The 24,757-nt window shown below is 65.2% G+C and carries 17 protein-coding genes and 1 pseudogene; 11 read left to right on the forward strand and 7 right to left on the reverse strand.

Annotated features, from left to right (window positions below; translation table 11 throughout):
• Positions 1-155 precede the first annotated feature (155 nt).
• On the forward strand, positions 156-1,163 hold the full coding sequence (locus ACZ1J6_RS03465) for a LacI family DNA-binding transcriptional regulator (protein WP_431569108.1): 1,008 nt from the start codon (positions 156-158) through the stop codon (positions 1,161-1,163).
• A gap of 5 nt (positions 1,164-1,168) precedes the next feature.
• A complete protein-coding gene (locus tag ACZ1J6_RS03470) occupies positions 1,169-2,032 on the forward strand; it encodes a shikimate 5-dehydrogenase (protein ID WP_431569107.1) in 864 nt (287 codons plus the stop codon).
• A 42-nt stretch (positions 2,033-2,074) separates the two neighbouring features.
• On the opposite strand, the gene ACZ1J6_RS03475 is transcribed toward ACZ1J6_RS03470, so the two are convergent.
• Positions 2,075-3,214: an acyl-CoA dehydrogenase family protein gene (locus ACZ1J6_RS03475; protein ID WP_431569106.1), complete on the reverse strand. Its 1,140-nt coding sequence runs from the start codon at positions 3,212-3,214 to the stop codon at positions 2,075-2,077.
• 145 nt (positions 3,215-3,359) lie between these two features.
• On the opposite strand from ACZ1J6_RS03475, the gene ACZ1J6_RS03480 reads away from it, so the two are divergent.
• The gene (locus tag ACZ1J6_RS03480; protein ID WP_431569105.1) at positions 3,360-4,592 is read left to right on the forward strand and encodes a LysR family transcriptional regulator; all 1,233 of its coding nucleotides are present in this window, start codon (positions 3,360-3,362) and stop codon (positions 4,590-4,592) included.
• A gap of 6 nt (positions 4,593-4,598) precedes the next feature.
• On the opposite strand, the gene ACZ1J6_RS03485 is transcribed toward ACZ1J6_RS03480, so the two are convergent.
• From ACZ1J6_RS03485 to ACZ1J6_RS03505, 5 genes are all read right to left on the reverse strand, one after another.
• The gene (locus ACZ1J6_RS03485) at positions 4,599-6,083 is read right to left on the reverse strand and encodes an aldehyde dehydrogenase family protein (protein WP_431569104.1); all 1,485 of its coding nucleotides are present in this window, start codon (positions 6,081-6,083) and stop codon (positions 4,599-4,601) included.
• Positions 6,084-6,110: 27 nt separating this feature from the next.
• A complete protein-coding gene (locus ACZ1J6_RS03490; protein ID WP_431569103.1) occupies positions 6,111-7,739 on the reverse strand; it encodes a GMC family oxidoreductase in 1,629 nt (542 codons plus the stop codon).
• Positions 7,736-9,007 carry an MFS transporter gene (locus ACZ1J6_RS03495; protein WP_465127411.1) on the reverse strand — a complete coding sequence of 424 codons (1,272 nt, stop codon included), beginning with the start codon at positions 9,005-9,007 and terminating at the stop codon, positions 7,736-7,738. Before ACZ1J6_RS03495 ends, ACZ1J6_RS03490 begins: the two co-directional genes overlap by 4 nt.
• A 178-nt stretch (positions 9,008-9,185) precedes the next feature.
• Positions 9,186-10,118 carry a PDR/VanB family oxidoreductase gene (locus tag ACZ1J6_RS03500; protein ID WP_431569102.1) on the reverse strand — a complete coding sequence of 311 codons (933 nt, stop codon included), beginning with the start codon at positions 10,116-10,118 and terminating at the stop codon, positions 9,186-9,188.
• A 149-nt stretch (positions 10,119-10,267) separates the two neighbouring features.
• Complete coding sequence (locus ACZ1J6_RS03505) at positions 10,268-11,581, reverse strand: Rieske 2Fe-2S domain-containing protein (protein WP_243841207.1); 1,314 nt, start codon at positions 11,579-11,581, stop codon at positions 10,268-10,270.
• 249 nt (positions 11,582-11,830) lie between these two features.
• Here ACZ1J6_RS03505 and ACZ1J6_RS03510 point away from each other — a divergent pair, with 249 nt between their 5' ends.
• The 5 genes and pseudogenes from ACZ1J6_RS03510 to ACZ1J6_RS03530 all read left to right on the forward strand — a co-directional run bounded on the left by ACZ1J6_RS03510 (position 11,831) and on the right by ACZ1J6_RS03530 (position 18,087).
• Positions 11,831-14,110 carry a TonB-dependent receptor gene (locus ACZ1J6_RS03510; RefSeq protein ID WP_431569101.1) on the forward strand — a complete coding sequence of 760 codons (2,280 nt, stop codon included), beginning with the start codon at positions 11,831-11,833 and terminating at the stop codon, positions 14,108-14,110.
• A 69-nt stretch (positions 14,111-14,179) separates the two neighbouring features.
• Positions 14,180-14,959: an SDR family NAD(P)-dependent oxidoreductase gene (locus tag ACZ1J6_RS03515; RefSeq protein ID WP_431569100.1), complete on the forward strand. Its 780-nt coding sequence runs from the start codon at positions 14,180-14,182 to the stop codon at positions 14,957-14,959.
• Between the two features lie 140 nt (positions 14,960-15,099).
• Complete coding sequence (locus ACZ1J6_RS03520) at positions 15,100-16,146, forward strand: aromatic ring-hydroxylating dioxygenase subunit alpha (protein ID WP_132265454.1); 1,047 nt, start codon at positions 15,100-15,102, stop codon at positions 16,144-16,146.
• Between the two features lie 83 nt (positions 16,147-16,229).
• A pseudogene (locus ACZ1J6_RS03525) lies at positions 16,230-17,399 on the forward strand (Bcr/CflA family efflux MFS transporter).
• A complete protein-coding gene (locus ACZ1J6_RS03530; RefSeq protein WP_431569098.1) occupies positions 17,386-18,087 on the forward strand; it encodes a MerR family transcriptional regulator in 702 nt (233 codons plus the stop codon). The pseudogene ACZ1J6_RS03525 and the gene ACZ1J6_RS03530 overlap by 14 nt, the downstream one beginning before the upstream one ends.
• Positions 18,088-18,123: 36 nt before the next feature.
• Here ACZ1J6_RS03530 and ACZ1J6_RS03535 read toward each other — a convergent pair whose 3' ends face one another.
• Positions 18,124-19,224, reverse strand: a complete 1,101-nt coding sequence (locus ACZ1J6_RS03535; protein ID WP_431569097.1) for an NAD(P)-dependent alcohol dehydrogenase — start codon at positions 19,222-19,224, stop codon at positions 18,124-18,126.
• 216 nt (positions 19,225-19,440) lie between these two features.
• On the opposite strand from ACZ1J6_RS03535, the gene ACZ1J6_RS03540 reads away from it, so the two are divergent.
• The 3 genes from ACZ1J6_RS03540 (at position 19,441) to ACZ1J6_RS03550 (ending at position 24,749) form a co-directional block, all read left to right on the forward strand.
• Positions 19,441-20,742: a cytochrome P450 gene (locus tag ACZ1J6_RS03540; protein ID WP_431569096.1), complete on the forward strand. Its 1,302-nt coding sequence runs from the start codon at positions 19,441-19,443 to the stop codon at positions 20,740-20,742.
• An 82-nt stretch (positions 20,743-20,824) separates the two neighbouring features.
• Positions 20,825-23,173: a TonB-dependent receptor gene (locus ACZ1J6_RS03545; protein WP_431569095.1), complete on the forward strand. Its 2,349-nt coding sequence runs from the start codon at positions 20,825-20,827 to the stop codon at positions 23,171-23,173.
• 73 nt (positions 23,174-23,246) lie between these two features.
• Positions 23,247-24,749 (forward strand): aldehyde dehydrogenase family protein, encoded by a 1,503-nt coding sequence (locus ACZ1J6_RS03550; RefSeq protein ID WP_431569094.1) that lies wholly within the window; start codon positions 23,247-23,249, stop codon positions 24,747-24,749.
• Positions 24,750-24,757: the final 8 nt, after the last annotated feature.

Raw genomic sequence — 24,757 nt, forward strand, 5'->3', positions numbered from 1 at the left:
TGACGACGGGTCTGTACCTCCTATAGAAAACGTTTTCTCAGGTCGTTTGTCAAGAGAAGGCTTGCGAGACTTGGATCGAGTGATGCATAGTCCGTCATCGGAGAGGGCGAGGCGCCCTGAAATGTGAGAACGATTTCTCAAATGGCGATGCGCTGATGACTATCGGAATCAAGGACGTGGCCAGGGTTGCCGAAGTCTCGCCCGCAACCGTCTCGCGGGTGCTGTCGGGCCGCAGCGTCGATCCCGCCATGCACGAACGGGTGCTGGCGGCGGTCAAATCCACCGGATACCGGCCCAACCTTGCCGCACGGCGCCTGCGCTCGCAGCATACGAACACGATCGGCCTGATCGTGGCCGATATCCGCAATCCGTTCTTCACGGCCGTTTCCCGCGCGGTGGAAGGCCTTGCCACGGCCCGCGGCATGCGCGTGATCCTGTGCAACACGGACGAGGACCCGGCCAGGGAAGCCGCCTACCTCGAACTCATGCACGAAGAACGCGTCACCGGCGTGATATTCGCCCCGTGCCGCCAGTGGATCGAAAAAGGCGAGCGGCTGGAGCCCGGCTATCCGGTCGTCCTGATCGACCGCAACCTGCCCAGCGCCGGGCTCGACAGCGTCCTGCTCGACAATGGCAACATGGCCGCCGAACTTGTCGCGCACCTCCACGCGCAGGGCCATCGCCGGGTCGCCGGGCTGTTCGGCGCCAGCAGCACCGGATCCGAGCGGCGTGCCGGTTTCGAACAGGCGGCGCGCGCACTCGGGATGGACGCCTCCACCCTCGAGATGCCGCACGACGCCGGTGCCGCGGAGCGCGCCGTGAAGGAGCTGCTTGCGGGTCCCATCCGCCCCGACGCGCTCGTTGCCAGCAACGGCGTCATGCTGCTCAGCGTGCTGCGTGCCTTGCGCGGCCTGCAACTCGACGTTCCAGGCGACATTGCCCTTGCCGGTTTCGACAACAACGACTGGATGGAGTTCGTCGGCGGCGGCCTCAGCGTCATCGAGCAGCCGGTCGAGGAAATCGGCCGCACGGCGATGACGATGCTGCTCGACCGGCTGGAACATCCCGACACCCCGGCACGCAGGGTCGTGCTGGCCGGACGCCTGATCACGCGCGGATCGAGCGGCCCTCGCGCTTCCGCCGACCAGACCATCGGAGCCTGATCCCAATGACTGCCTTCCGCGAAAAACAATCGATCGGCCGCGACACGCAGCTGTGCATGTCGCTGTCCGGTCGCCCCGGCAACGCCGGTTCGCGCCTGCACAATACGCTCTACGGGCTGCTGGGGCTGGACTATATCTACAAGTCTTTCACCACGACCGACCTTCCCGCCGCGATCGGCGGTATCCGGGCTCTGGGCATTCGCGGCTGCGCGATCTCGATGCCGTTCAAGGAAGCTGTCATTCCCTTGCTTGACGGCCTTGAGGATTCCGCTCGCGTCATCGACAGCGTGAACACCATCGTCAACGACGGCGGGGTGCTGACCGGCTACAACACCGACTATACCGCCGTGCGCGACCTCGTGTCCCGGCGCGGCATCGATCCGGCGACGCCGTTCCTGCTGCGCGGCAGCGGCGGCATGGCGAAGGCAGTGGCCGCGGCGCTGCGCGATCTCGGCTTCCGGGACGGCACGATCGTCGCGCGCAATGCCGAGGCAGGACAGGCGCTCGCCCGGCAATACGGGTTTGGCTGGCTCCCCGCACTGCCTGAACAGGGCGCGGCGATGTTGGTCAACGTCACCCCGCTCGGCATGGAAGGCGCTCAGGAAAGCAAACTGGCCTTCACCGCCGGGCAGATCGCGGCTTGCGAGGTGGCCTTAGATGTCGTGGCGCAGCCGGCGGAAACACCGTTTATCAAGGCGGCGCTCACGGCAGGGAAGATGGTCATCTCTGGGGCCGAAGTGATCGTGCTTCAGGCCGTCGAGCAATTCGTGCTCTACACCGGCATCCGTCCGGACGCCGAAGTGGTGATTGAAGCAGCCACTTTCGCTCACGGCTCAAACGTCGCCGCGCGGCTGCGCGACGCCGTTTGATGCGGTGACCAGGTCACCGGTGCCGAAGCTCCATCCCGATCGTCAGCGAAGCAGTTCCTTCGCAATCGTGTTGCGCTGGATTTCCGAGGAGCCCTCGTAGATCCGGGTGATGCGGATGTCGCGATATAGGCGCTCCACCGCGAAGCCGCGGCAGTAGCCGGTGCCACCGAAAATCTGGACGGCGGTATCGACCGTGCGGCTGCCCGCCTCCGTCGCGAAGAGCTTCGCCATCGAGGCAAGTTCGCGGCGCTTGTCGCCCTGGTCATAGCGCCAGGCAGCGTCGAGCAGGATCAGCCGCGCCGCGCGCATGTCGGTCGCCATGGTGGCGATGTAGTGGCGGATTGCCTGGAAGTCCGAGATCACGCCGCCGAAAGCGGGGCGCTGCTTCGATTCCTCGATGGCGAGCTGGAGCGCGAATTCGCCCATGCCCACCGCCGTCGCGCCGACGTTCATGCGGCCCTCGTTAAGCCCTTCCAGCGCGTAGCGGAAACCCTGTCCCTCTTCGCCGAGCAGGGCGTCGGCGGAAACCTGGCAATTGTCGAAGCTCAGTTCGAACACGCCCGGCGTGGCCGTGCCCATCAGCTCGATGGTGCCGGTCACCGAAAAGCCGGGGGTGTCCGCCGGCATGAGGAAGGCGGAGATGCCGCCGCGCGTGCCGGCCGACTTGTCGGTATAGGCATAGACGATCACGTACTTGGCCTTCTTCCCGTTGGAAATGAAAGTCTTGCTGCCGTTGATGACCCAGCCGTCGGCATTGCGAACGGCGGTCGTGCGCATGGAACCGGGATCGGAGCCGGAGTTGGGTTCGGTCAGCGCGAAGGCGATGCCGATTTCGCCGCTGGCCATGCCGGGCAGGAGCCGTTCGCGCTGGGCCGGGCTGGCGTGGTAGATGATGTTCTTGGCGCCTGGGCCCATCAGCGGACGCAGCTCGGTCCAGAACTGGGGCGGCAGGTGGGCCAGTTCGATCTGCACCGCCGCCTGCGCCAGCGCGCCGAGGCCGAGGCCGCCGTATTCTTCCGGCAGGGCCATGCCGAAGTAGCCGTTCTCCACCAGCGTCTGGCGCACGATCGGCGGAACTTCGCCGGTCTCCACGAACTGCTGTTCCAGCGGCAGCAGGTCGCGGACGATATCGCGGGTGACGTCACAGATGTTGCGGACGTCTTCGGGAAGTTCGAAATCCACGGAAAGCCTCTCCTTTTCGCCTGGACGGGCCATCGCCCGTCACGAGTCATTGACATAATGGTCGTACCATTCAACATATAGGCCGTCCACGCGATTTTTTACGGGCTTGGTGGGCAAGTCCCCATGGCGTAGAGCATTGGAGTCCATGACGACCGATCCGTTCGACCTGAACCTGCGGCACTTGCGCGCGCTTCTCGCGATCCGCGAGCATGGCAGCATCACGGCCGCGGCCGAGGTGGTCAGCCTTTCGCAACCGGCGCTGACGCAGGGCCTCGCCAAGCTGGAGCAGCAGTTCGGTTACACGCTGTTCGAACGGCGTTCGGGCGGGATGGTGATGACCCCGATGGGGAAGATCGTCATCGAGCGCGCGACCCTGGCGCTCGAACATCTCTCCACGGCGGCAAAGGGGCTTTCGGCGGTCTTCGCCCATCCCGAACGGTTGATGACGATGACGCAGCTTCGCGCTTTCATGGCGCTGGCCGAGGCGGGAAGTTTCTCCGCCGCCGCCCAGTCCACCGGTCTGTCGCAGACGGCCGTGCACCGCGCGGTCGGCGATCTGGAGCACATGATCGGCGGCAAGCTGCTCGAACGGCGGGGCCGGGTGGTCTGGCTCAATCCAGCGGGCAAGAAACTGGCGCGCGGGGCCCGCCTCGCCAGTGCCGAGATCGCCGCCGCCATTGCCGATCTGGGCCTCGACAGCCGCAGCGGGAGCGAGTTGATCGCGTTCGGCGCGCTGCCTCTGGCGCGGCCCTATCTTGCGCCTGCCGCCATGGCGGGGCTTGCGCGAGAAGAACCGCGTGCCGCGTTCAAGGTGCTGGAAGGCAGTTGGCGCGAATTGGTGGAGCCGCTGCGCGACGGCGTGATCGACATGGTGGTTGGCGCGCTGCGGCCGTACGAGATCGCTGACCTTTACCAGATGCCGCTGGTGGAGGACCGTCTCGTGATCGCGGCTGGAAGCCAGCATCCGCTTTCGGGCGTGGAGCGGCCGACGATGGAGCAGCTTTCGGCATTTCCCTGGATCGTCGCGCCGGCCAACTCACCCTTGCGCGAGCAGTGGCAGGAGCTGTTCGAAGGCCGCGCTCTGCCGCCCACTCCCATCGAATGCGGATCGGTGATGATCATCGGCCGCCTGCTGACTGACGGCGATTTCCTGACGCTGCTCTCGCCCGACCAGGTTGCGTTGCAGATACGCAGCGGGCTTCTCACCCAGATCGGCGCCCCGCTCGAACACAGTCGCCGCGTCGTCGGCATCACCACGCGGCGGAGCTGGCGGCCCACCGCGATCCAGCGGCGCTTCCTCGACCTGCTGAAGGAAAGCGCGGGGCAGATCCGTTCGGACTTCACCCAGCCCGACTTGCGCGCGTCGGGCTGGGTCTGACCGAAGTCAGTCGAGGTTGATCCACACGGCCTTGGTTTCGAGATATTCCTCGATGTGATGCGGGCCGGACTCGCGGCCGAAACCGCTGACCCCGAAGCCGCCGAAGGGCACGCCGGGATCGAGCATCTGGTAGCAGTTCACCCAGACCGAACCGGCGCGGATGCCCCGCGCCATGCGGTGGGCCGTCGAAAGATTGCGCGTCCAGACGCCACTGCCAAGGCCGAACGGCGTGGCATTGGCGCGTTCCAGAACTTCCTCGGCGGTGTCGAAGGAGAATGCCGAGAGTACCGGGCCGAAGATCTCCTCCTGCGCGATGGTCATGCCGTCCTGCACGTCGGTGAAGATCGTCGGTGCGACGAAGAAGCCATCGTCGTAGCCGGGTCCTGCAAGACGAGATCCGCCGACCAAGGCTTGCGCTCCTTCACCGCGGGCGCCTTCGATATAGCCCAGGATCTTGTCCATCTGCGGGGCCGAGACGACCGGGCCGATCTGCGTCTGGGGATCGAGCGGATCGCCGACCCGGATCGTGCGGGTGAAGGCGGCAAGGCGCTCCATGAATTCCTCGCGGATCGAGGCCTGGACGAAAAGGCGCGTGCCGGCGCTGCAGATCTGGCCGGAATTTGCAAAGACGGCCATGGCCGCGGCCGGTACCGCCTTGTCGAGATCGGCATCGGCGAAGACGATGTTGGGCGACTTGCCGCCGAGTTCGACCGTCACGCGTTTCATGGTCGGTGCGGCGGCCTTGATGATCTTCTCGCCCACGCCGGTCGATCCGGTGAAGGCGATCTTGTCGACGCCGGGATGGGCCGAGAGCGCCGCGCCGGTATCGCCGAGGCCGGTGACGACGTTGATGACGCCTTCCGGTACGCCCGCTTCCAGGCAGAGTTCGGCAAAGCGCAGCGCCGAAAGCGGGGTCTGCTCGGCGGGCTTCATCACCAAGGTGCAGCCGCTCGCCAGGACCGGGCCGGTCTTCCACACGGCCATGCCGACCGGGCCGTTCCACGGGTTGATCGCGGCGACAACGCCGACCGGCTCCTTCAGCGTGTGCGACAGCACGTCGCCCGGCGCGGAATTGTTCAGCGTATCGCCCGCGATCAGCGTCGCCTGCCCGGCATAGTAGCGCAGCAGCGCGGCGGCGCGCGTCTTGCCGAGCACGGTGCGGGACAGCGGCGCGCCGAGGTCGAGCGTGTCGAGCATCGCCAGTTCGTCGTAATGCGCCTCGACGAGATCGGCGAGGCGCAGCATGATACGCTGGCGCTCGGCAGGCTTCATGCGGCGCCATGGCCCCTCCAGCGCCGCGCGCGCCGCTTTGACCGCGCGGTCGACATCCTCGGCATCGCCCTGCGCGACCATCGCGAGCAGTTCGCCGGTCGCAGGGTTGCGGGTCTCGAACCGCTTGCCCGAGGCGGCGGCCACACGGCGGCCGCCGATCAGCATGTCCTGCTCCATCGTTTCGAGCAGGGCAGGGCGGGCGATAGAGGTCAGTTCCATGTCGGTTTCCTTGGAATGGAGCGCCGGTCAGGCGGCGATGTTGGAGCGGGCGGCGTCTTCGAGAATGAAGCGCGCGGCGCGTTCGGCGATCATCATGGTGGGGGCGCTGGTGTTGCCGCTGATGATCTCGGGCATGACCGAGGCATCGACCACACGCAGGCCCGAGACGCCGCGCACCCGCAGGCGGCCGTCGACTACGGCCATCGGATCGGAATCCGGTCCCATCTTGCAGGTGCCGGTGGGATGGTAGGCGGTGTTGACGATCCTGCGGAGCGCGGCATCGATCTCGGCGTCGCTCTGGAGCTGCGCGCCGGGCTCTATCTCCGCGCCGGTGAGGGGCGCGAGTGCGGGTTGGGCAAAGATGCGCCGCGCTTCGCGGAAGCCGGCGATCAGCGTCTTCATGTCGTAGGGATCGGCGAAGAAGTTGGGATCGATCACCGGCTTGTCCTCGGGCCGGTTACTGGCAAGGCGCACCGATCCGGCGCTGCGCGGGCGCAGCAACTGGACCAGCCCCATGTAGCCGTGACGGCGCGGAATGGCGCGCGCGTCCAGCTTCAGGCCGACGAGGAAGGTGATCTGGATATCCGGCCTCCCGCTGCCGTCGGTGCAGAGGAAGCCCCCGCATTCCGCGACGTTCGAGGCGAGCATGCCGGTGCGGTTCACAAGGTATTGCAGCGGGCTGGCGAGAATGCGCGGCAGCGACTTGGCTGAGACGGCGTAGGATTCCCCGCTCGGGTTTTCCATCGCGACATGGACGGTGGGGTGGTCCTGGAGATGCGCGCCGACGCCGGGAAGATCATGGAGCGTCTCGATGCCCACTTCGCGAAGATGGTCTGCCGGGCCGATGCCGGAAAGCATCAGCAATTGCGGGGAATTGGTCGCGCCCGCGCAAAGCACGATTTCACGCCGGGCTCCCACGATGCTGCGTGCGCCTTGCCTTTCGATCTCGATCCCGATCGCGCGGCCACGGTCGAAGACGATCCGGCGCACCAGAGTTTCGTCGAGCACGGTCAGGTTGGGGCGCTTCAGCACAGGATGCAGGAACGCGCGGGCGCTCGACAGGCGGGTGCCCTTGCGCTGGTTGAGGTCGTAACAGCCGAACCCGTCCTTGCGCTCTCCGGCGAAGTCGTCGTTGCGGTGATGCCCGGCCTGCTCGGCGGCATCGAGAATGGCGCCGGTCACCGGGTTGAACGAGCGCGGCTTCTGCACGTCGAGTTCGCCGCCCTTGCCGTGCCACGGCTTGTCCGGGCCGGCATAGTTTTCGACCGCCTTGAATGCCGGAAGGACGTCATCGTAGGACCAGCCTGTGTTGCCGGCGGCTTCCCAGGCCTCGTAGTCCTCCTTCTGGCCGCGAATGTAGACGCCGCCGTTGATCGCGCTGCATCCGCCCAGCAGCTTGCCACGCGGGAAGTTGATCGTACGGTTGCCGACCGCGGCGTTGCCTTTCAGCGCCTGCTTCCAGTTGGTCTGGTCGCTCGGGAGCAGGAAGATGTTGCCCACCGGCATGACGGTCTTGAGATTTACCGGCCACTTCCGGTCGGACGGTCCCGCTTCGATCAGCGCAACGCGGTTGGCGGGATCGGCGGAGAGGCGGTTGGCCATCAGGCTGCCCGCCGAACCGGAGCCGATCACGATATAGTCGAAGCTGTCGTTCACGCGGTCATTTCCTTGCGAGCGAATGAGGAGCGGCCGAGCGGCGGTACATGTCCGCGCACGGCGATGAAACCCAGGGCATTGACGAGCATGAGCGCGGCGAGGACCCCGAAGAACAGGAAATTGCCGCCGCCGATAAGGCCTGCGCCCGCCACCGAGCTGACGATGGCCCCGGCGCGTCCGGCGGCGCCCATCAGGCCCAGACCGCGTGCGCGCACCGCCGTCGGGAACGCATGGGCGCCCACGGCGAACATCGCCGACTGGGCGGCGCTGGCGAAGAGACCCAGCGCGCCCAGGCCTGCCAGCACGGCCATCTCGTTGCTGCCCCCGCCCGTCTTCAGGAAGGCGAGGAACAGGCATGCCGCAGCGCCGACCAGCGCCATCAGGATGAGCGTCGGGCGCGAGCCGAAGCGCATGATCGACAGCGAAGCGCCGATGGCGCCCAGCGTGCCGCCGATGTTGAAGCTGGTAAGCCCGAGGCTCGCCGAAGCGAGGCTGAAGCCGGAGGAAAACAGCAGCGTCGGCGACCAGTTGAACATGAGGTAGATCATGAACATGCCGGAGAACATCGCCAGCGAAAGCGCGAGGCTGTCCCGCAGCAGCTTTCCTTGCAGAAGCGCGCCGAACCCCGCGGCTTCGCCCGCTTCCGCGGTGCCGGGGCCGCTGCGCAGCGGTGCATGGCCGATCCGGCGCATCAGCCGTTCGTACTGCGCGCGGCGCTCGGGACGGCTTTCGAGGAAGCGCGGGGATTCGGGCAGTATGAAGTGGAGCAGCACGGTGAAGGCGATAGTCGCGGCGCCCGCCAGATAGAACAGCCAGCGCCAGCCGAGTACCGGCAGCACCGCCGCTGCCGCGATCCCGCCGAGGATGCCGCCGATCGAGACGCAGACGACCCCGAACGTCACCGCCACGCTGCGCCAGCGGGTCGGCGTGAATTCCGCGATCATGGCGCTGGCCGTTCCCGGCACGCCGCCGAGGCCGACCCCGGCCAGGGTCTTGAGCGCGGCAATGTGCCAGAGGCTGGTGCTCGCGCCGGTCAGCAGTGTCGCTACCCCGAACAGGGCAACCCCTGCCAGCAATGCGCCGCGCCGTCCGAAACGGTCGCCGATATAGCCCGCTGCCAGCGTTCCTATCGCCATGCCCACGAAGCCCAGCGCAAAGACGCCGCCGAGCGCCTCGCGCCCGATCGCCCACTCTTTCAGCAGCGACGGCGCGGCGAGGCCCAGCATCTGGTTGTCGAGACCGTCGAGGACGACGGTCGCCGCTATCATCAGAACCGTCCATACCTGGAAGGACGACATTGGTGCGTCGTCCAGCAAGCCCTTCGCTTCCCGGTCTGTCGCGATGATCGCCACAGCTTCTCCTCTTCATGGGGTCTCTGCCCCTTTATGTTATCGCCGGGATGGCCGATCCCGCTGTTGGTGGCCGATCTATCAGATGTCGAGCATGTCAGATGTCGAGTACGAGGCTGGCTGTCTTCGCGCCCGAACAGCAGACCATGATGGAGCGATTGGCCGCCTTTTCGTCTTCGCTCAGAAAGTGATCGCGGTGGTCGGGAATGCCGCCCAGAACCTTGACCTCGCAAGTACCGCAGACGCCCTCGGAGCAGGCGAAGCCAACATCGACCCCGGCGCCGAGCAGGGCGTCCAGCATCGTCTCGCCCTCGCTGACCGTCAGCGTCTTGCCGCTGCGGGCGAGTTCGAGGGTATAGCCGCCCTCGGTCGCCAGTTCGGTCTCGGCCGAGAAGTATTCGATATGGGCATGGCCCTTGGGCCGCGCGGCATTGGTCGCGACAAATGCGTCGAGCATGCCGTTCGGGCCGCAGCAGTAGAGATGCGCATCGGCGGGGGCAGCGGCACAGATCGCGGCAAGGTCGAGCCGCTGCGCGCCGGGCAGTCCGTCATAGACGACGTTGACGCGGTCATGGTCCTCGATCCGGTCGACGTAGGCGGCGCGCTCAGGCGTGGCGGCGACATAGTGCAGTTCCCAGGAGCGACCCAGCTTTTCGAGGCGGGCGATCATGGGCAGCATCGGCGTGATGCCGATACCGCCGGCGACCAGCACGGTATGCGCCGCATCCTCTACCATCGGGAAGTTGTTCTTGGGCTCGGAAATCTCCACGCGCTCGCCCACCCGCCATTCCTGGTGGATGTGCTTCGAGCCGCCGCGACTGTCGATCGCGTGGTGGACGGCAATCTCGTAATAGCCGCGAATGGCGGGATCGTTGACCAGCGAATAGCTGCGGGCAAGACCGGGCTTGAGCTGGACGTCGATATGCGCGCCGGGTTCGAAGGCGGGCAAGAGGCCGCCGCCGACGGGTTCGAGCACGTAGGAATTGATGCCTTCCGCTTCCCAGCGAATGGTTCGAATGAATGCCTGCATCACACTCTCCTTGAGGCACGATGCGTCCGGTGGCCACCCCGGTGCGCGATGGATCGGCACCCGATGGAGACCCTCATGCGTCTCGTCACCCTCTGTCCTTTTCTATCGAGCGGGACGGTGCATGGATCGCACCCTCCCGCCGGTTTCCATTACTCTGCCGCTTCAACGGTTTCGGGCCAGCGGACGGCCCTTGCAAGCGCGGACTCATACGCGTTCTGCAGGCTGTCCTGCGGATCGTGCAGGAACGATCCGGCGCGGGCGCGGTAGAAGATCGACGGGTCCTCGACCCCCGGCGGCACCACGCCCTTGTTGGCGAAGGCGCGTGCGGCGATCAGCGCGCGGCGGCGGACGCGGGCGATCATCTGGTCGGTTGGGGCCAGGTTCTCGAAGCTGTGGTCGGTGATCGGGCCCATGCTTTCAGTCACGGCCTGATCCTGCATCGTGATATTGGCGATGCCGGTGAACTGGGTGCCGTTGCGCTGGGATTCGCGGTCGATAGCCCAGTCGTTGGCTTCGCTGTCGGGCGAGCGCCAGCGGCCGAACCAGTCAGTGGTCTGCGGCGCATATTCCAGCGGGCCGAACAGCGGCGTGCCGTCCTTGAGCGTGGACGTATAGGCCGGGTTGCCGGCATCGACGCCGCAGGTGATGTCGAACAGCATCGAATGCTCATCGTCCATCGGCACCCAGGCGCGGGCGATGGCGCGGGTGGCGAAACGGTTGTTGGGCGTCTGCGTCCAGAAGGGGAACATGTAGTGCGCCACGCGCCATGACATCTGCCCGTCGTCGTTAGGGCGGTAGCCACCGTACATCACGCCCCAGTCCGACTGGAGCACTTCGTATTCGGGCGCGCGGTTGAGCACGGTCGGGCGCATCGGGTGATCTTCGTCGAGATCCTCGGCTTCGATCGAGCCGACGTGGAGGAAGCCGACGTGGCTGGTGTCGATGTCGCCTTCCAGCGCCTGGAGCCAGTTGCAGTCGCGCTGGAGGCACCAGATCTCGGCATCGGCGTGCATGGTCGCCTCGATCTCGGGAAGCGGCGGTGGGCTCGCCTGGTTCTCGCCCATGTAGACCCAGATCAGGCCGTTCGCCTCATGCGTCTTGTAGGCCTTGGCGTGGACCTTTTCCTTGAAGTCCATGCGGGCGGGCACCGAGGGCATGTCCACGCACTTGCCGTCCACGTCGAACTTCCAGCCGTGATAGACGCAGCGGATGCCGTTCTGCTCGTTGCGGCCGACGAACAGCGAGGCGCAGCGGTGCGGGCAGCGGTGGTCCATGATGCCCACCCGGCCGGAGCTGTCGCGGAAGGCGATCAGCTTTTCGCACAGGATCATCAGGCGCACCGGATCGCCGTCGGCCTTCACCTCGGAGGAGAGGCAGGCAGGCATCCAGTACTGCCGCATGAAGGAACCCATGACGGTTCCGGGGCCAACGCGGGTGAGGTCGGTGCTGTCTTGTGGCTGCATGGTTCAGGCTCTTCCTTGGTCGTCTTCGATCGCCTCGACCGTCCTCCTGAAGCTTGTCCTTCAGGTGAGGAGGCGGCGGTTCTCGTTTGCCCATTCGAGCTAGCCGCAGATTTCCGCCAACCCCAATCGGAATATGGTCTTACCATTCGAAAACCGGGATGAAACTATTGCAAGGCTTGGCGTTTGCCGCTTCTCAGCGTCTCAAGGCGGCAGGGAAGCCGCGATAAAGCCCTTGGGGAGATGCCATCCATGACATTCAAGTATATGACTTCCGCGGCCGTTTGCGCCCTGTCTACTATAACGATTGCACCGGCTTTCGCGCAATCGGAGGCCGCCGCGGGCGCCGCGCCGGCCGAACCCTTGGCCGACAATGCCGGTGCCGCTCAGCGCCCCAGCGTCGATTCGCAGGATATCATTGTCACTGCCCAGCGCCGCGCCTCCACCGTGCGCGAGGTTCCCTTCTCCATTGCTGCGTTCGGCGGCGAGCAGCTCCGCACCGATCAGGTGTTCAGCCCCACCGCTCTCACGCAGCAGATGCCGGGCATCACCATCAACACCTCGGACAAGTCGCTTTCGATCGTGGCGATTCGCGGCAACGTCTCCACGTTCCGCACGGCGACGCTGGACACCCCGGTCGCCTATTTCATGGATGACATCTACTATGTGTTCAACAACGACCTGAACGCCAACTTCTACGATATCGAGCGTGTCGAAGTGCTGCGCGGGCCGCAGGGCACTCTGTTCGGCCGCAACGTGGTGGGCGGTGCCATCGCCGTCATCAGCAAGAACCCGGAATTCAAGGACGACTACTTCCTCCAGGGCACCGGCGGCAACGCCGGCTACTTCCGCAGCGAAGGCATGGTGAACACCACGCTCGTAGAGGACAAGATTGCCGCGCGCTTCTCGTTCAGCACCGAGACTTCGGACGGCCAGATCGATACGCCCAACCAGTCGGGCAGCTACGGAAAGACCGACGGCTATGCCATGCGCGGCAAGCTGCTGTTCCAGCCCACCGATACGCTGAAAGTCGTGCTTTCGGGCGATTACAGCTACACCAAGGGCAATGGCGGCGCCATCGGCCTGGGCATCGGCGGCAACCAGGTCGTGCCGGCGACCTTCGGAGACTTCACCAATGACGAGTGGGTGAACAACGACTATGCGGCCTCGCCCTATCGCCAGCGCCTGCGCGGCGGCTATCTGCGCGGCGATCTCGACCTGCTGGGCGGCACGCTGACTTCGATCACGGGCTACCGCATGAACGACAGCCGGGCGACCAACGACGACGTGCCGGTCGGCACCGAAGTGCCCGTTTTCGACCGCCGCCAGGTGGTGCGCAACCGCAGCTTCACGCAGGAAGTGCGCTTCGCTTCGGCGCCGGGCGTGCTGTCCTACGTGGTGGGGGCCTATTACCTCTCGGCCGACGTCTCGACCGAGAATATCTTCAATTACAGCCCGCTACCCGGCTCGGCCGTGCCCGCCAGCATCCGCCGCAATCCCGGTGTGACCAACATCACCCGCGTACAGGACGGCGACGTGCGCAGCCTGGCGGTGTTCGGGGAGGCGACGCTGAAGGTCACCGACCAGATTTCGGTCGTGGCGGGCGGGCGTTACACTTCAGACCGCAAGAAGATCGACTACCATGCCTTCTCGACCACCGATGCGGGCGCCATCCCGGGCTTCGGTTTCCCCGGTGAAGTGATTGCCTCGGGCGGGAAGACCTGGAACGCCTTCACCCCGCGCTTCACGGTCAAGTACGAGCCTTTCGACAAGGTCAATCTCTACGCGACTTACGCCAAGGGCTTCAAATCGGGCGGCTTCGTGGACAACGCCTATCGCGATCCCACCATCCCGCTCGCACCCGAACATGCCGAAAACTACGAAGTCGGCGCCAAGACCCGCCTGTTTGGCGACATGCTGGACTTCAACGTCGCCCTGTTCCACCAGAAGACCAAGGACCTCCAGAACTTCTCCGGCGCAGGCGGCATCGCCCATACCTATAACGGCACGCTCAAGATGAAGGGCTGGGAAATCGAATCCGTGCTGCGGCCGATGGACGGACTGCGCCTGACGGGGAACTATACCCACCTCATCGGCAAATATACTTCGCTGGAAGACCCGCTGGTCGGCCTCGACTACTCCGGCAATCCCGCGAAGTTCGCGCCGCGTGACGCCTTCACCATCGGTGCGAGCTATCAGGCACTTCTCGGCAATGGCGCCAGCCTGACACCGCAGGTGGACTTTAACTATTCCGCGCGCATCTCGACCGACGATGCGAACACGCTGCGCCTGTACCAGAACCTCTACGACGATACCCGCGGCCGCACCCTCAACGCGCGCCTGAACTACGAGTCTTCCGATGGCCGCCTGACCCTGGGCATCTGGGGCAAGAACCTCACCAACAACTACCAGATCGTCAATGCCGACGACATCACCGCCTTCCTCGCGGTGCCGGGCAACGGCACGACCTACTGGAAGATCTTCACCAACACGCCGCGCACTTACGGCATCACTCTCAGCATTCGGCGCTGACGGCCTGGCGGGGAGCGGTGCGCCGTTCCCCGCCTTTTTCAATGAAATTCAGGTATCAAGGAAATCGTGATGACCGTGCCGACCCAGCTTCCTTCCAACGGCAGCTTCTCCTTTTCGGGGCGCACCGCGCTCGTCACCGGCGGGGGGCGCGGGGTGGGCGAGGCCGTTGCGCGCGAGATCCATGCGGGCGGGGGCAGGGTGGCCGTAAGCGACCTCGACCTGGACGCTGCCAAAGCGGTGGCGCGCTCGCTCGATCCTTCGGGCGAGACGGCCATGGCTTTCGTCCTCGACGTTCGCAGCAAGGACGATTTCCTCGCCGCGCGCGACCGGATCGCGGACGCGTGGGCGCGGGTCGATATCGTCGTCAACAACGCCGGTCTCGCGCGCCGCACGCCGACGCAGGATATCAGCCCGGAGGAATTCGACGAGATCGTCGCCATCAACATGCGCAGCGTGTTCCTCAGCTGTCAGATCTTTTCCGAGCACATGAAGGCGAACGGTTATGGCCGCATCGTCAACGTCACTTCGCTGGCGGGCCAGAACGGGGGGACCGTCGCCTCGCCGCATTATGCGGCCTCGAAGGCGGGCGCGATCATGCTCTCGAAGTACTTCGCGCGTTACCTGGCGGGAACCGGCGTGACCGTGAACGCCATCGCGCCCGGCCCGATCGACACCGCCAAGGGCCGGCTTTCGGAAGAACAGATCGCCCGCGTGGAGGCGGAAGTGCCGGTCGGCCGCTTCATGGAAGTGGGCGAGATCGCCGCGGCCGTCGCACTGGTCGCCTCGGATCGCGGCGGGTTCTTCGTGGGGGCCACGCTCGACATGAACGGCGGCCTCTACCTCCGGTAAGCGCATGGCATGCCGGCGCTCGTCCCGCTTTTCCAATGGCTTTATTCAATTGCGATTGGAGGCGGGATTTCCGCCGGGATAGCTTCTATCCGTAAAGCAATCCGGACGGCGGCAAGACCGATCCGGACAAGGAGAGTCTCATGTTCATTCGCAACACCTGGTACGTCGCCGCCTTTGCTGCCGAGATCGAGCCCGGCAAGACCCTGGCGCGGCGGTTTCTGAATGAACCGGTCGTGCTCTTCCGCACCTCGGACGGCCAGATCGCCGCGCTGGAGGACCGGTGCAGTCACCGCGCCATGCCGCTGAGCGCGGGCCATGTCGAAGGTGATGTCATCCGCTGCTGCTACCACGGCGTCGAATTCAACCGCCTCGGTGCCTGCACGCGCATCCCCAACCAGACCCGCATCCCGCCCTCGGCCAATGTCCGCCACTATCCGGTGCTGGAAAAGGATCACCTGATCTGGATCTGGATGGGCGACGAGGCGCTGGCCGATCCCTCCACCGTGATCGACAGTCCCGAGCATAACGATCCGGCCTGGACGTGGCGCCCCTACAACTTCCATGTGAAGGCCGACTGGCAGCTCATCATCGACAACATCATGGACCTGACGCACGTCCCGTACATTCACGCGCGTACCATCGGCGGCAACCCGGAACAGCATTACGGCGCCGACACCAAGGTGGAGTTCGACGGCAACAAGGTGACGCTCCTGCGCAAGATGCCCAACTCCGTCCCGCCGCGCTCGTACATCGATGCGGGCGGCTTCAAGGGCCGGGTGGATCGCTGGCAGGAAGTGCGCTTCGAACCGCGCGTGGGCATGACCTGCCGCGTCAATGCGGGCGGCTGCGATGTCGGGACCGGAGCCTACGAAGGCAAGCGCGATAACGGCTTCATGCTTGCCAACAACCATTTCATCACGCCTGAGACCGACCGGACCAGCCACTACCTCTGGACCATCTGCACCACCGCCTCGAAGGAAAGCGGCGTGCCCGAGGTGCTGTTCGACCAGTTCTTCGACACCATCACCGAGGATGAGGAAACGCTCCAGGCGCAGCAGCTGCGCATCGACGATGCACCGCATCGCGGCTTCGTGGGTATCGCCAGCGATGGTGCGGTCAACCAGGCCCGCCGCGTCCTGAGCAATCTGTTCGAGGCGGAGCAGGGCGAACTCGTCGCCGCCGAGTAATGCCTGCCGGTCTGGGTGAGACCAATGTGGGCGAAGCAAAGACCGGCACCCGCGCAAGGGTGCCGGTCTGGCTGCTCGGATCGATGACACTGAGCGGAACGCTCGGCATCCATATTTTCGCCCCCGCGCTGGTAGTCGCCGCGCAGGCCTTCGGTGCTCGCAATGCCGAACTGCAACTCGGTATCAGCCTCTACATCTGGGGTCTCGCTTTCGGGCAGCTCGTGCATGGTCCGCTGTCCGACCGCTTCGGCAGGCGGCCTGTCCTGATCGCCGGCAGCGCCGTCTTCACATTGGCAAGCCTCATCGCGGCAACGGCGTTTTAGGCGAGCTTCTTCAACGTGTGCCGGTTCGCGCAGGCGCTGGGCGGCAGCGCGGGAATGGTGATCGCCCGGACCATCGTGCGCGACGTAAGCACGCAGGAAGGCTCTACCGGCAGCCTCGCCAAGCTCAACCTGATGATTCTGGTGGGGCCGGGGCTGGGCCCGGTGATCGGTGGGTTCCTGGTCACTCACGCGGGCTGGCAATCCATCCTGATCCTGCTGGGACTGTCGGGCGCGCTCAACACTGCTGCGATTGTCTCGCTCCTGCCGGAGACCGGTACGCCGCGTTCGGCAACGACACGGGGCGTGCTGGGAAACTATGTGCGGCTGATCACCTCTTCTCATTTCGCGGCCTACGCGATCGGTGGCGGCTGCGTCACTACCGGCTGGTATGCCTTCCTCAGCGCTGCGCCGCTCATCTACCAGCAGCGCTTCGGACTGACGCCTGATGCGAGCGGCATGCACCTTGGCGTGGTGGCGGCCGGGGCCTGGATCGGCAGCTTTACCGCCTCGCGGCAGAGCCAGCGCTGGTCGGCGCCCCGGATGCTGGCACTGGGATGCCGGCTGTCGCTGGGCGCGGCCTTCGGACTGCTGGCGGCATTCCTTTCCGGCCTTGCCAGTCCGGTCCTCGTGACGGGGCTGATGTTCCTCTTCACCTGCGGCGTCGGTCTTGCCGGACCGGCGGCACTGGCGCTGGCCACGTCCGTCGATCCCGCCGCCTTCGGATCGGCTTCGGGGCTTTATGGAGCGATCCAGATGGCCGTTGGCGCGCTGGCGGCGGCAGGGGCAAGCTTCGGGCGAGACGGCGCGATGACGGCCATCGCGATCCTGATCGGCTGCGAGATCGCTGCGCTGTGCCTTTTTGCAGGCCGGGCGCGCCGCATTGCGAAGGCCCCCGCGCCATGCTCTAAACGTGCCCATGAAGATGCGTGAGCTTGAACAACGCACCGGCGTGCATCGGGAGGTGATCCGCCTCTATTTGCGCAGCGGTGTCATCCCGGAGCCGGACCGGCCCAAGCGCACGGTCGCGATCTACCGCGAGGATCATGTCCAGGCGATCGCCACGGTCCGCAAGCTCCAGCATGAAAGTCGCCTCAGCCTGTCGCAGATCAAGGCGCTGATGGAGGGCGGCGGCCAGCAGCCCCGTGTCGATACGACGGCGCTGGACCAGCTGGAACAACTCGTGGCGCACCGCGCGGGCGAGGACCAGGGTCCGGTCACGGTCGCCTCGCTGCTGGAAACCTATCCTTCCGCCGCCGAGGATACCCGCATCCTCGCGGCCATCGGCGTCCTTGCGGTGATCGAGACGCCCGACGGCGATGCACTATCCATTTCCGATGCGCAGATGGTCCGCATCTGGGGGGACATGCGCAAGGCCGGCTTCGACGCGCATCTGGACTACACCCCCGAGGTGCTGGGATTCTATGTCGAAGCGGCGGACTTCGTCGGCAAGTGGGAAGCCACGACCTTCCTCGAACGCGTGACCGGGCGGGTGGAAGTGGGCGAGGCGGCCGATCTGGTAGAGCAGGCGCTGCCGTTGATGCTGGATTTCTTCGGTGTCCTGCGCCAGCGCGCGTTCTTCCGCCACTTCGATGCGATCAGGGGCCAGTCCGAAGCCTGAGACCGGACAGCTTTCGTGGCCGCCCGGTCCATCGGGTCACATCATCAGCACGGCCTTGACGCAGCGGCCCGCGTGCTGGTCCGCAACGGCGTCGTTGATCCGGTCGAGCGGATAAGTGCGGATCATCCGGTCGAACGGGAAGTGCCCGGCGGCATGGAGTTCGATCAGTCTGGGCAGGAATTCCTGCGGGTCGGCGTTCCCTTCGGTCACCCCGCAAACCTTCAGGCCGAGCGAGAGCATGTGCAGCAGATTGAGCGAGATTGCCGCATCGGCACTGCGCGGTACGCCGACCATGGCGAGGCGCCCCAGCACGGCCATGGCGCCCATTCCGTCCTCGATCACCCCCGGCACGCCCGAAGTGTCGAGCATGGCTTCGGTCCCGAGCGGCAGGATGGCACGGACCTGCTCGGCCAGCGGTCCCTCAGCGGGATCGAGGGCATGGGTTGCGCCAAGATCGAGCGCCATCTCACGCCGCGATGCAAGCGGGTCGGAGACGATGATCGCGCGCGCTCCGGCACAGGCAGCGGCCATCACCCCGCTCAGGCCCACCGGCCCGGCGCCCGTCACCAGCAGGCTCTCACCCGGCTTGACATCAAGGGCGTTGAGCACGGCGCCCGCCCCGGTCATGATCCCGCAGCCGAGCGGGCCGAGCAGCGCCAGCGGCGCTTCCCTGGGCACTTTCACCAGGTTGCGCGCGGCGGCGATAGCATGGGTGGCGAAAGACGATTGCCCGAAGAAATGGCTGCTGACGTCGTGGTCGCCGTCGTGGATGCAGGTGCTGCCGTCCATCCGGCGGCCACCGAAATTCAGCGCGGCGAAGTCCCGGCAATAGGCGGGTTCGCCGGCGTCGCACTGCGGACAAGCCCGGCATGCGGCGAAGCCCAGGATGACGCTGTCTCCCACTTCCAGCGTCGTCACCTCCGCTCCCACTTCCTCGACGATACCGGCGCCCTCATGTCCCAGAACAGCAGGTAGCGGCACCGGCAGGATCTGGTCGCGCACGACGAGGTCGGTATGGCACAGGCCCGTTGCGACGACTTTCACGAGCACTTCGTCGGGTCGCAGTCCTGAAAGCGTGAGCGTCTCGACGGCGAAGTCCTCGCCCGGGCGGCGAACCACTGCTGCACGAATTTCCATGGCGCATCTCTCTCCTATTCGATCTTCGCCTCGCCATTCGATTAGCGGGATGGTCCTATGGCTGATCGGTGCTTTGGGCACCGGGAAACAGCCATTCTTGGCATTTCATCCCTCGAATGGTCGGACCTATATCTACGATTGACCTCGGGCCCTGTCCACAGTTACGTGTATGTAACACGCAATTGACGACGGAACCAACCGCCCGAGGGAGAGCCCATGACCGTTTCGCTCGATACCGAGAGCTGCCCCGTCATACCGGAGGAGATCGCACGCATCGTGATCTCGCCCAGATCCTACACCGACGACGCGCTGATCTACGGCACCTTCCGCTGGCTGCGCGAGAACATGCCGCTGGCCAAGGCGCACGTTCCGGGTTTCGATCCGATCTGGATCGTCACCAAGCACGCGGACATTCGCGAGGCGGAGCGCAATTCGAAGCTGTTCCGCAACGCCGATTTCAACCCGGTGCTGAACGACCGGGCCTCCGATGAGTTCACCCGCTCGATCAACGGCGGATCGACGAAAATCATTTCCTCGCTGACCTACATGGACGGCAAGGAACACGCTTCCTATCGCAACCTCACGTCGAACTGGTTCCTGCCGGGCCGGGTCAGCCAGCTTGAGGAACAGGTGCGCCGTCTTGCGCGCCAGTCGGTCGAGAACCTGCTGAGCTTCGATGGCGAGTGCGATTTCGTGCGTGACTTCGCGCTGCACTATCCGCTCCGGGTGATCATGACGCTGTTCGGTGTTCCGCCCGAGGACGAGCCGCGCATGCTCAAGCTGACGCAGGAATTCTTCGGCGTCCACGACCCCGAGGAGCAACGGCCCGAGATGATCGCCGACCCGGTGGCCGGGGCAAAGATGTGGGCTGCTGCGCTGGAAGACTTCTACGCCTATTTCGACGATCTCAGCGCCAAACGCCGTGCGGAACCGACCGACGACCTGCTTTCGCTGATCGCCAATTCCCGCATCAACGGCGAGCCGATCCCGCGCGCGGAGGCCAACGGATACTACGTCGCCATCGCGACGGCTGGACACGATACGACCTCGTCCTCCACCGCCGGCGGCCTGCACGGCATGATCGTGAACCCGGAGAATTTCGCCAAGGTGAAGGAGGACCCCGGCCTGATCCCCGGCCTGGTGGACGAGGCAATCCGCTGGACCAGCCCGGTCAAGCACTTCATGCGCAATGCGGCGGAGGATACCGTCCTGCGCGGGCAGTCGATCAAGGCGATGGACCGCCTGATGATGTGCTACCCCTCCGGCAACCGCGACACCGACGTGTTCGTCGATCCCGACCGGTTCGACATCACCCGCTCACCCAATCAGCACGTCGCCTTCGGGTTCGGGCCGCATATGTGCCTCGGCCAGCACCTCGCCAAGCTGGAGATGCGGGTGCTGTTCCAGGAGCTGCTACCGCACCTGAAATCCGTGGAACTCGCGGGCGATCCGCGCCTGGTCGAGACCAATTTCGTCGGGGGCTACAAGTCTCTGCCGATCCGCTTCGTCAAAAATTGAGGAGTACCGGCCCGGCATGGGATCGGGCCGAGACAAGAACAGTCCGGCGCAAAAGCGCGGACATACGGGAGAGGTAAGAACCATGAATCGCAACGTCTTGTTGATGGCAGGCGCGTCGTCGCTGGCAATCTCGGCACAAGCTCATGCTCAGGAATCGGCGCCCACCGGGGGCATCCAGGAGATCGTCGTCACGGCGCAGAAGCGCTCAGAGGCGATCAACGACGTGCCGCTTTCCATCACCGCGGCTTCCGGCGAAAAGCTGCGCGATCAGGGCATCACCAATGTCGGCGATCTGGTGAAGATCGTGCCGGGCTTCAACTATACCGAGAGCGCCTACGCCACGCCGGTCTACACGCTGCGCGGCGTGGGCTTCTACGATACCAGCCTGGCCGCGAAGCCCACCGTCAGCATATATCAGGATCAGGTGCCGCTGCCGTTCTCGATCATGACGCGCGGCGCGACGCTGGACCTCGAACGCGTGGAGGTGCTGAAAGGCCCGCAGGGCACGCTGTTCGGATCGAACGCGACGGGCGGCGCGATCAACTACATCGCCGCCAAGCCGACCACCACGTTCAAGGCCGGTGTCGATGCCGGCATCCAGAACTTCGGGGAAATCGCCGCAGGCGGTTATGTCAGCGGCCCGATCTCCGACACGCTGAGCGCCCGCGTCGCCATGCGCACCGAGCAGGGCGGGGCGTGGCAGCGCAGCTATACGCGCGACGACAAGCTGGGCGACCGCAACTTCACCACCGGGCGCCTGTTGCTCGATTTCCAGCCCGCCGACAGCGTGCGTTTCGAACTCAACCTCAACGGCTTCATCGACAAGAGCGATGGACAGGCCGCGCAGCTTATCGGCGTGGTGCCGCTCGGCAATCCGGCGCGGCTCGGTGATCTTGCGACTTATCCGATCGCGCCTGCCAACAACCGCGATGCCGACTGGACGCCGGAGCAGGCGCCCAGGCGCGACGACTGGTTCTATCAGGCCTCGCTGCGCGGCGACGTGGACCTCAGCGACGATATCACGCTGACCTCGATCACCAGTTTTTCGAAGTATCACAACGACGCCGATATAGACCCTGACGGCGTGGCGCTGCGGGATTACTTCTACAATACCACCGGCAAGATCACAGCCTTGTCGGAGGAGCTTCGCCTTCAAGGAAAGTCGGGCGGCCTCACCTGGATCATCGGTGCCAATTACGCGCGCGAAAAGACCTATCAGCAAGATGACGCCGGACCTTACGATCAGTCCACATCGGCCTATAACTTCGTGGATGCCGGACTGGGCGTGCCATTCTTCGTCTATAGCCAGTATGCGCGGCAGAAGTTCGTCAACAAGGCCGTCTTCGCCAATCTCGACTACGACATCGGCGATAGAATCACGCTGCACGGCGGCATTCGCTACACCGATACCAAGATAGACTTCGCCGGATGCACCGCCGACCGCGGCTTCGCGCTGGGCCAGGGTATCCAGAACCTGCTCAACGCGATACGCGGCGGGGCTGGACTGGACCCGATATCGATCGCGCCCGGTGCCTGCGTCACCATCGACGCTTCCACGCTGACCGCAGTCGAAGTGCAGGATAGCCTGGACGAAGACAACGTGTCCTGGCGCGCGGGCGTGGATTTCAAGCCTTCCAAGAACGCGTTGCTCTACGCTTCGGTCAGCAAGGGCTACAAGTCGGGCAGCTTCCCGCTGCTCTCGGCCAGCGACGCCAACCAGTTCGCGCCGGTCAAGCAGGAGTCCGTCACTGCTTATGAAATCGGCGCCAAGCTGACGCTGCTGAACAGGACCGCGCAAGTCAACGGCGCGGTGTTCTACTACGATTACAGCAACAAGCAGTTCAAGGGCCGGGTCGTCGCCGATCCGAACATCTTCGGTCCGCTGGAAGCGCTGGTGAACGTGCCCAAGTCCCGCGTGCAGGGCGCCGAGATCCAGCTCGACCTTGCCCCCACCGACGGACTGCGCGTTTCGATCGGGGCGACCTACCTCGATACGAAGATCAAGGGCAGCTTCGTCAACTACGATTCCTATGGCAATCAGGTCGACTTCGGCGGATCGTCGTTCCCCTATACACCGAAGTATCAGATCGTGATCGACGGGCAGTACGATTGGGCACTGGGCGATACCACCGGTGCGTTCGTCGGCAGCAACCTCAGCTTCCAGAGCGATACCAAGGCGGTCCTTGGCGATGCGCGTGAGACGCCTTCGGCAGAACTGACCAGCAGGGGCGGTCTGACCATCGCCGACTATACCCTGATCGACCTGCGCGCCGGCCTCAGTTTCGACGACAAGCGCTACAAGGTGACCGCTTTCGTGCGCAACCTGACCGACAAGTATTACTGGTCCAACGCCACCCGCATCACTGACACGACCGTGCGCTTCGCCGGTCGGCCCCGCACGTATGGCCTGACCGTGTCGGCCAGCTTCTGAAGCTCCTCCCCATGAGCCGCGCCGGGGTCGATCCCGGTGCGGCTCCTTTTTGCGCCTTCACTGGAGACACAAGATGAATGCACCCTCGACTTTCGCAGTGACCCGCCATGGCGAGCCCGGTCACGAAGTGGACCTGCCGGTCACGCAGATGCTGATCGGCGGTTTGCGCTGCGAGGCGGAAAGCGGCGCGCGTATCGAGGTAGAGGACCCCGCCACCGGCACGGTCTTCGCCAGTGTGCCGGCGGGCAGCGCGGCAGATGTCCACCGTGCCGTCACGCGTGCGCGCAAGGCGTTCGAGAGCGCGGAATGGTCGCGCATGCGCCCGCTCGACCGGGGCCGCATCATCGAGGCGATCGCGCGCAAGATTGAGGAGAACGCCCACGAACTGGCGCTGCTGGAAAGCTACGACAACGGCAAGACCTACCATCATGCGCTTGCGGTGGACGTGCCCTCGGCAGTCGACGTGTTCCGCTACATGGCGGGCTGGGCATCCAAGATCAGCGGGCAGGTCAACCCGTTCTCGGGTGACGGCCGCCAGTATCATTCCTACACGGTTCGAGAGCCGATCGGGGTCGTGGGGCAGATCGTGCCCTGGAATTATCCCCTGGCGATGGCGGCCTGGAAGATCGCGCCCGCCCTCGCTGCCGGTTGCACGATCGTGCTGAAGCCGTCCGAAGTGACCCCGCTCACTGCCCTGCGGCTGGCCGAACTGGCGCTGGAGGCGGGTCTGCCCGAAGGCGTGCTCAACGTCGTCACCGGCTACGGCCATGAAGCGGGACAGGCGCTGGTCGAGCATCCCGGGATCGACAAGATCGCTTTCACGGGATCGACCCGCGTGGGCAAGCAGATCGTCCAGACCGCCGCGCAGGACCTGAAGCGGGTCACTCTGGAACTCGGCGGCAAGTCGCCTTCGCTGGTCTTTGCCGATGCCGATCTGGACGCGGCGGCCATGGGGGCGGCGCTGGCGGTGTTCTTCAATTCCGGGCAGGTCTGCCTGGCGGCGTCGCGCCTTTATGTGGAGCGTTCGGTGTTCGACCGGGTGGTCGAAGGGGTGGCCGAGGCGGCGGCGGGCTTCAAGTTGGGGAATGGGCGAGATCCCGATGTCATGCTGGGCCCACTCGTGTCCCGTGCCCAGCAGAGCCGGGTGCTGGACTACATCGCGCAGGGCAAGGCGGCCGGTGCGGAACTGGTCTGCGGCGGCGGTACGGGCGATCGCGAGGGCTACTTTGTCGAGCCGACCATCTTCGCCAACCCCGATCCCGATGCCGCCATCGTGCGCGAGGAAATCTTCGGGCCAGTGTTGGTGGCGACGCCGTTCGACGATGCCGACGAGGTGGTGCGCGCAGCGAATGACACGCGCTACGGCCTTGCCGCCAATATCTGGACGCGGGATATCTCGCGCGCGCATCTGACGGCGCGGCGTCTTCAGGCCGGCGTGGTCTGGGTGAACACGCATGGCATGAACGATCCTTCTGCACCGTTCGGCGGCGTCAAGGAGTCGGGATGGGGCCGTGAAGTCGGCGAGGAGGGCGTGATCAATTACACTGAAACGAAAACCGTGACGGTGCTCTTGTAAAAATGGTT

This window comes from Novosphingobium sp. BL-S-21 (genome assembly GCF_055521655.1).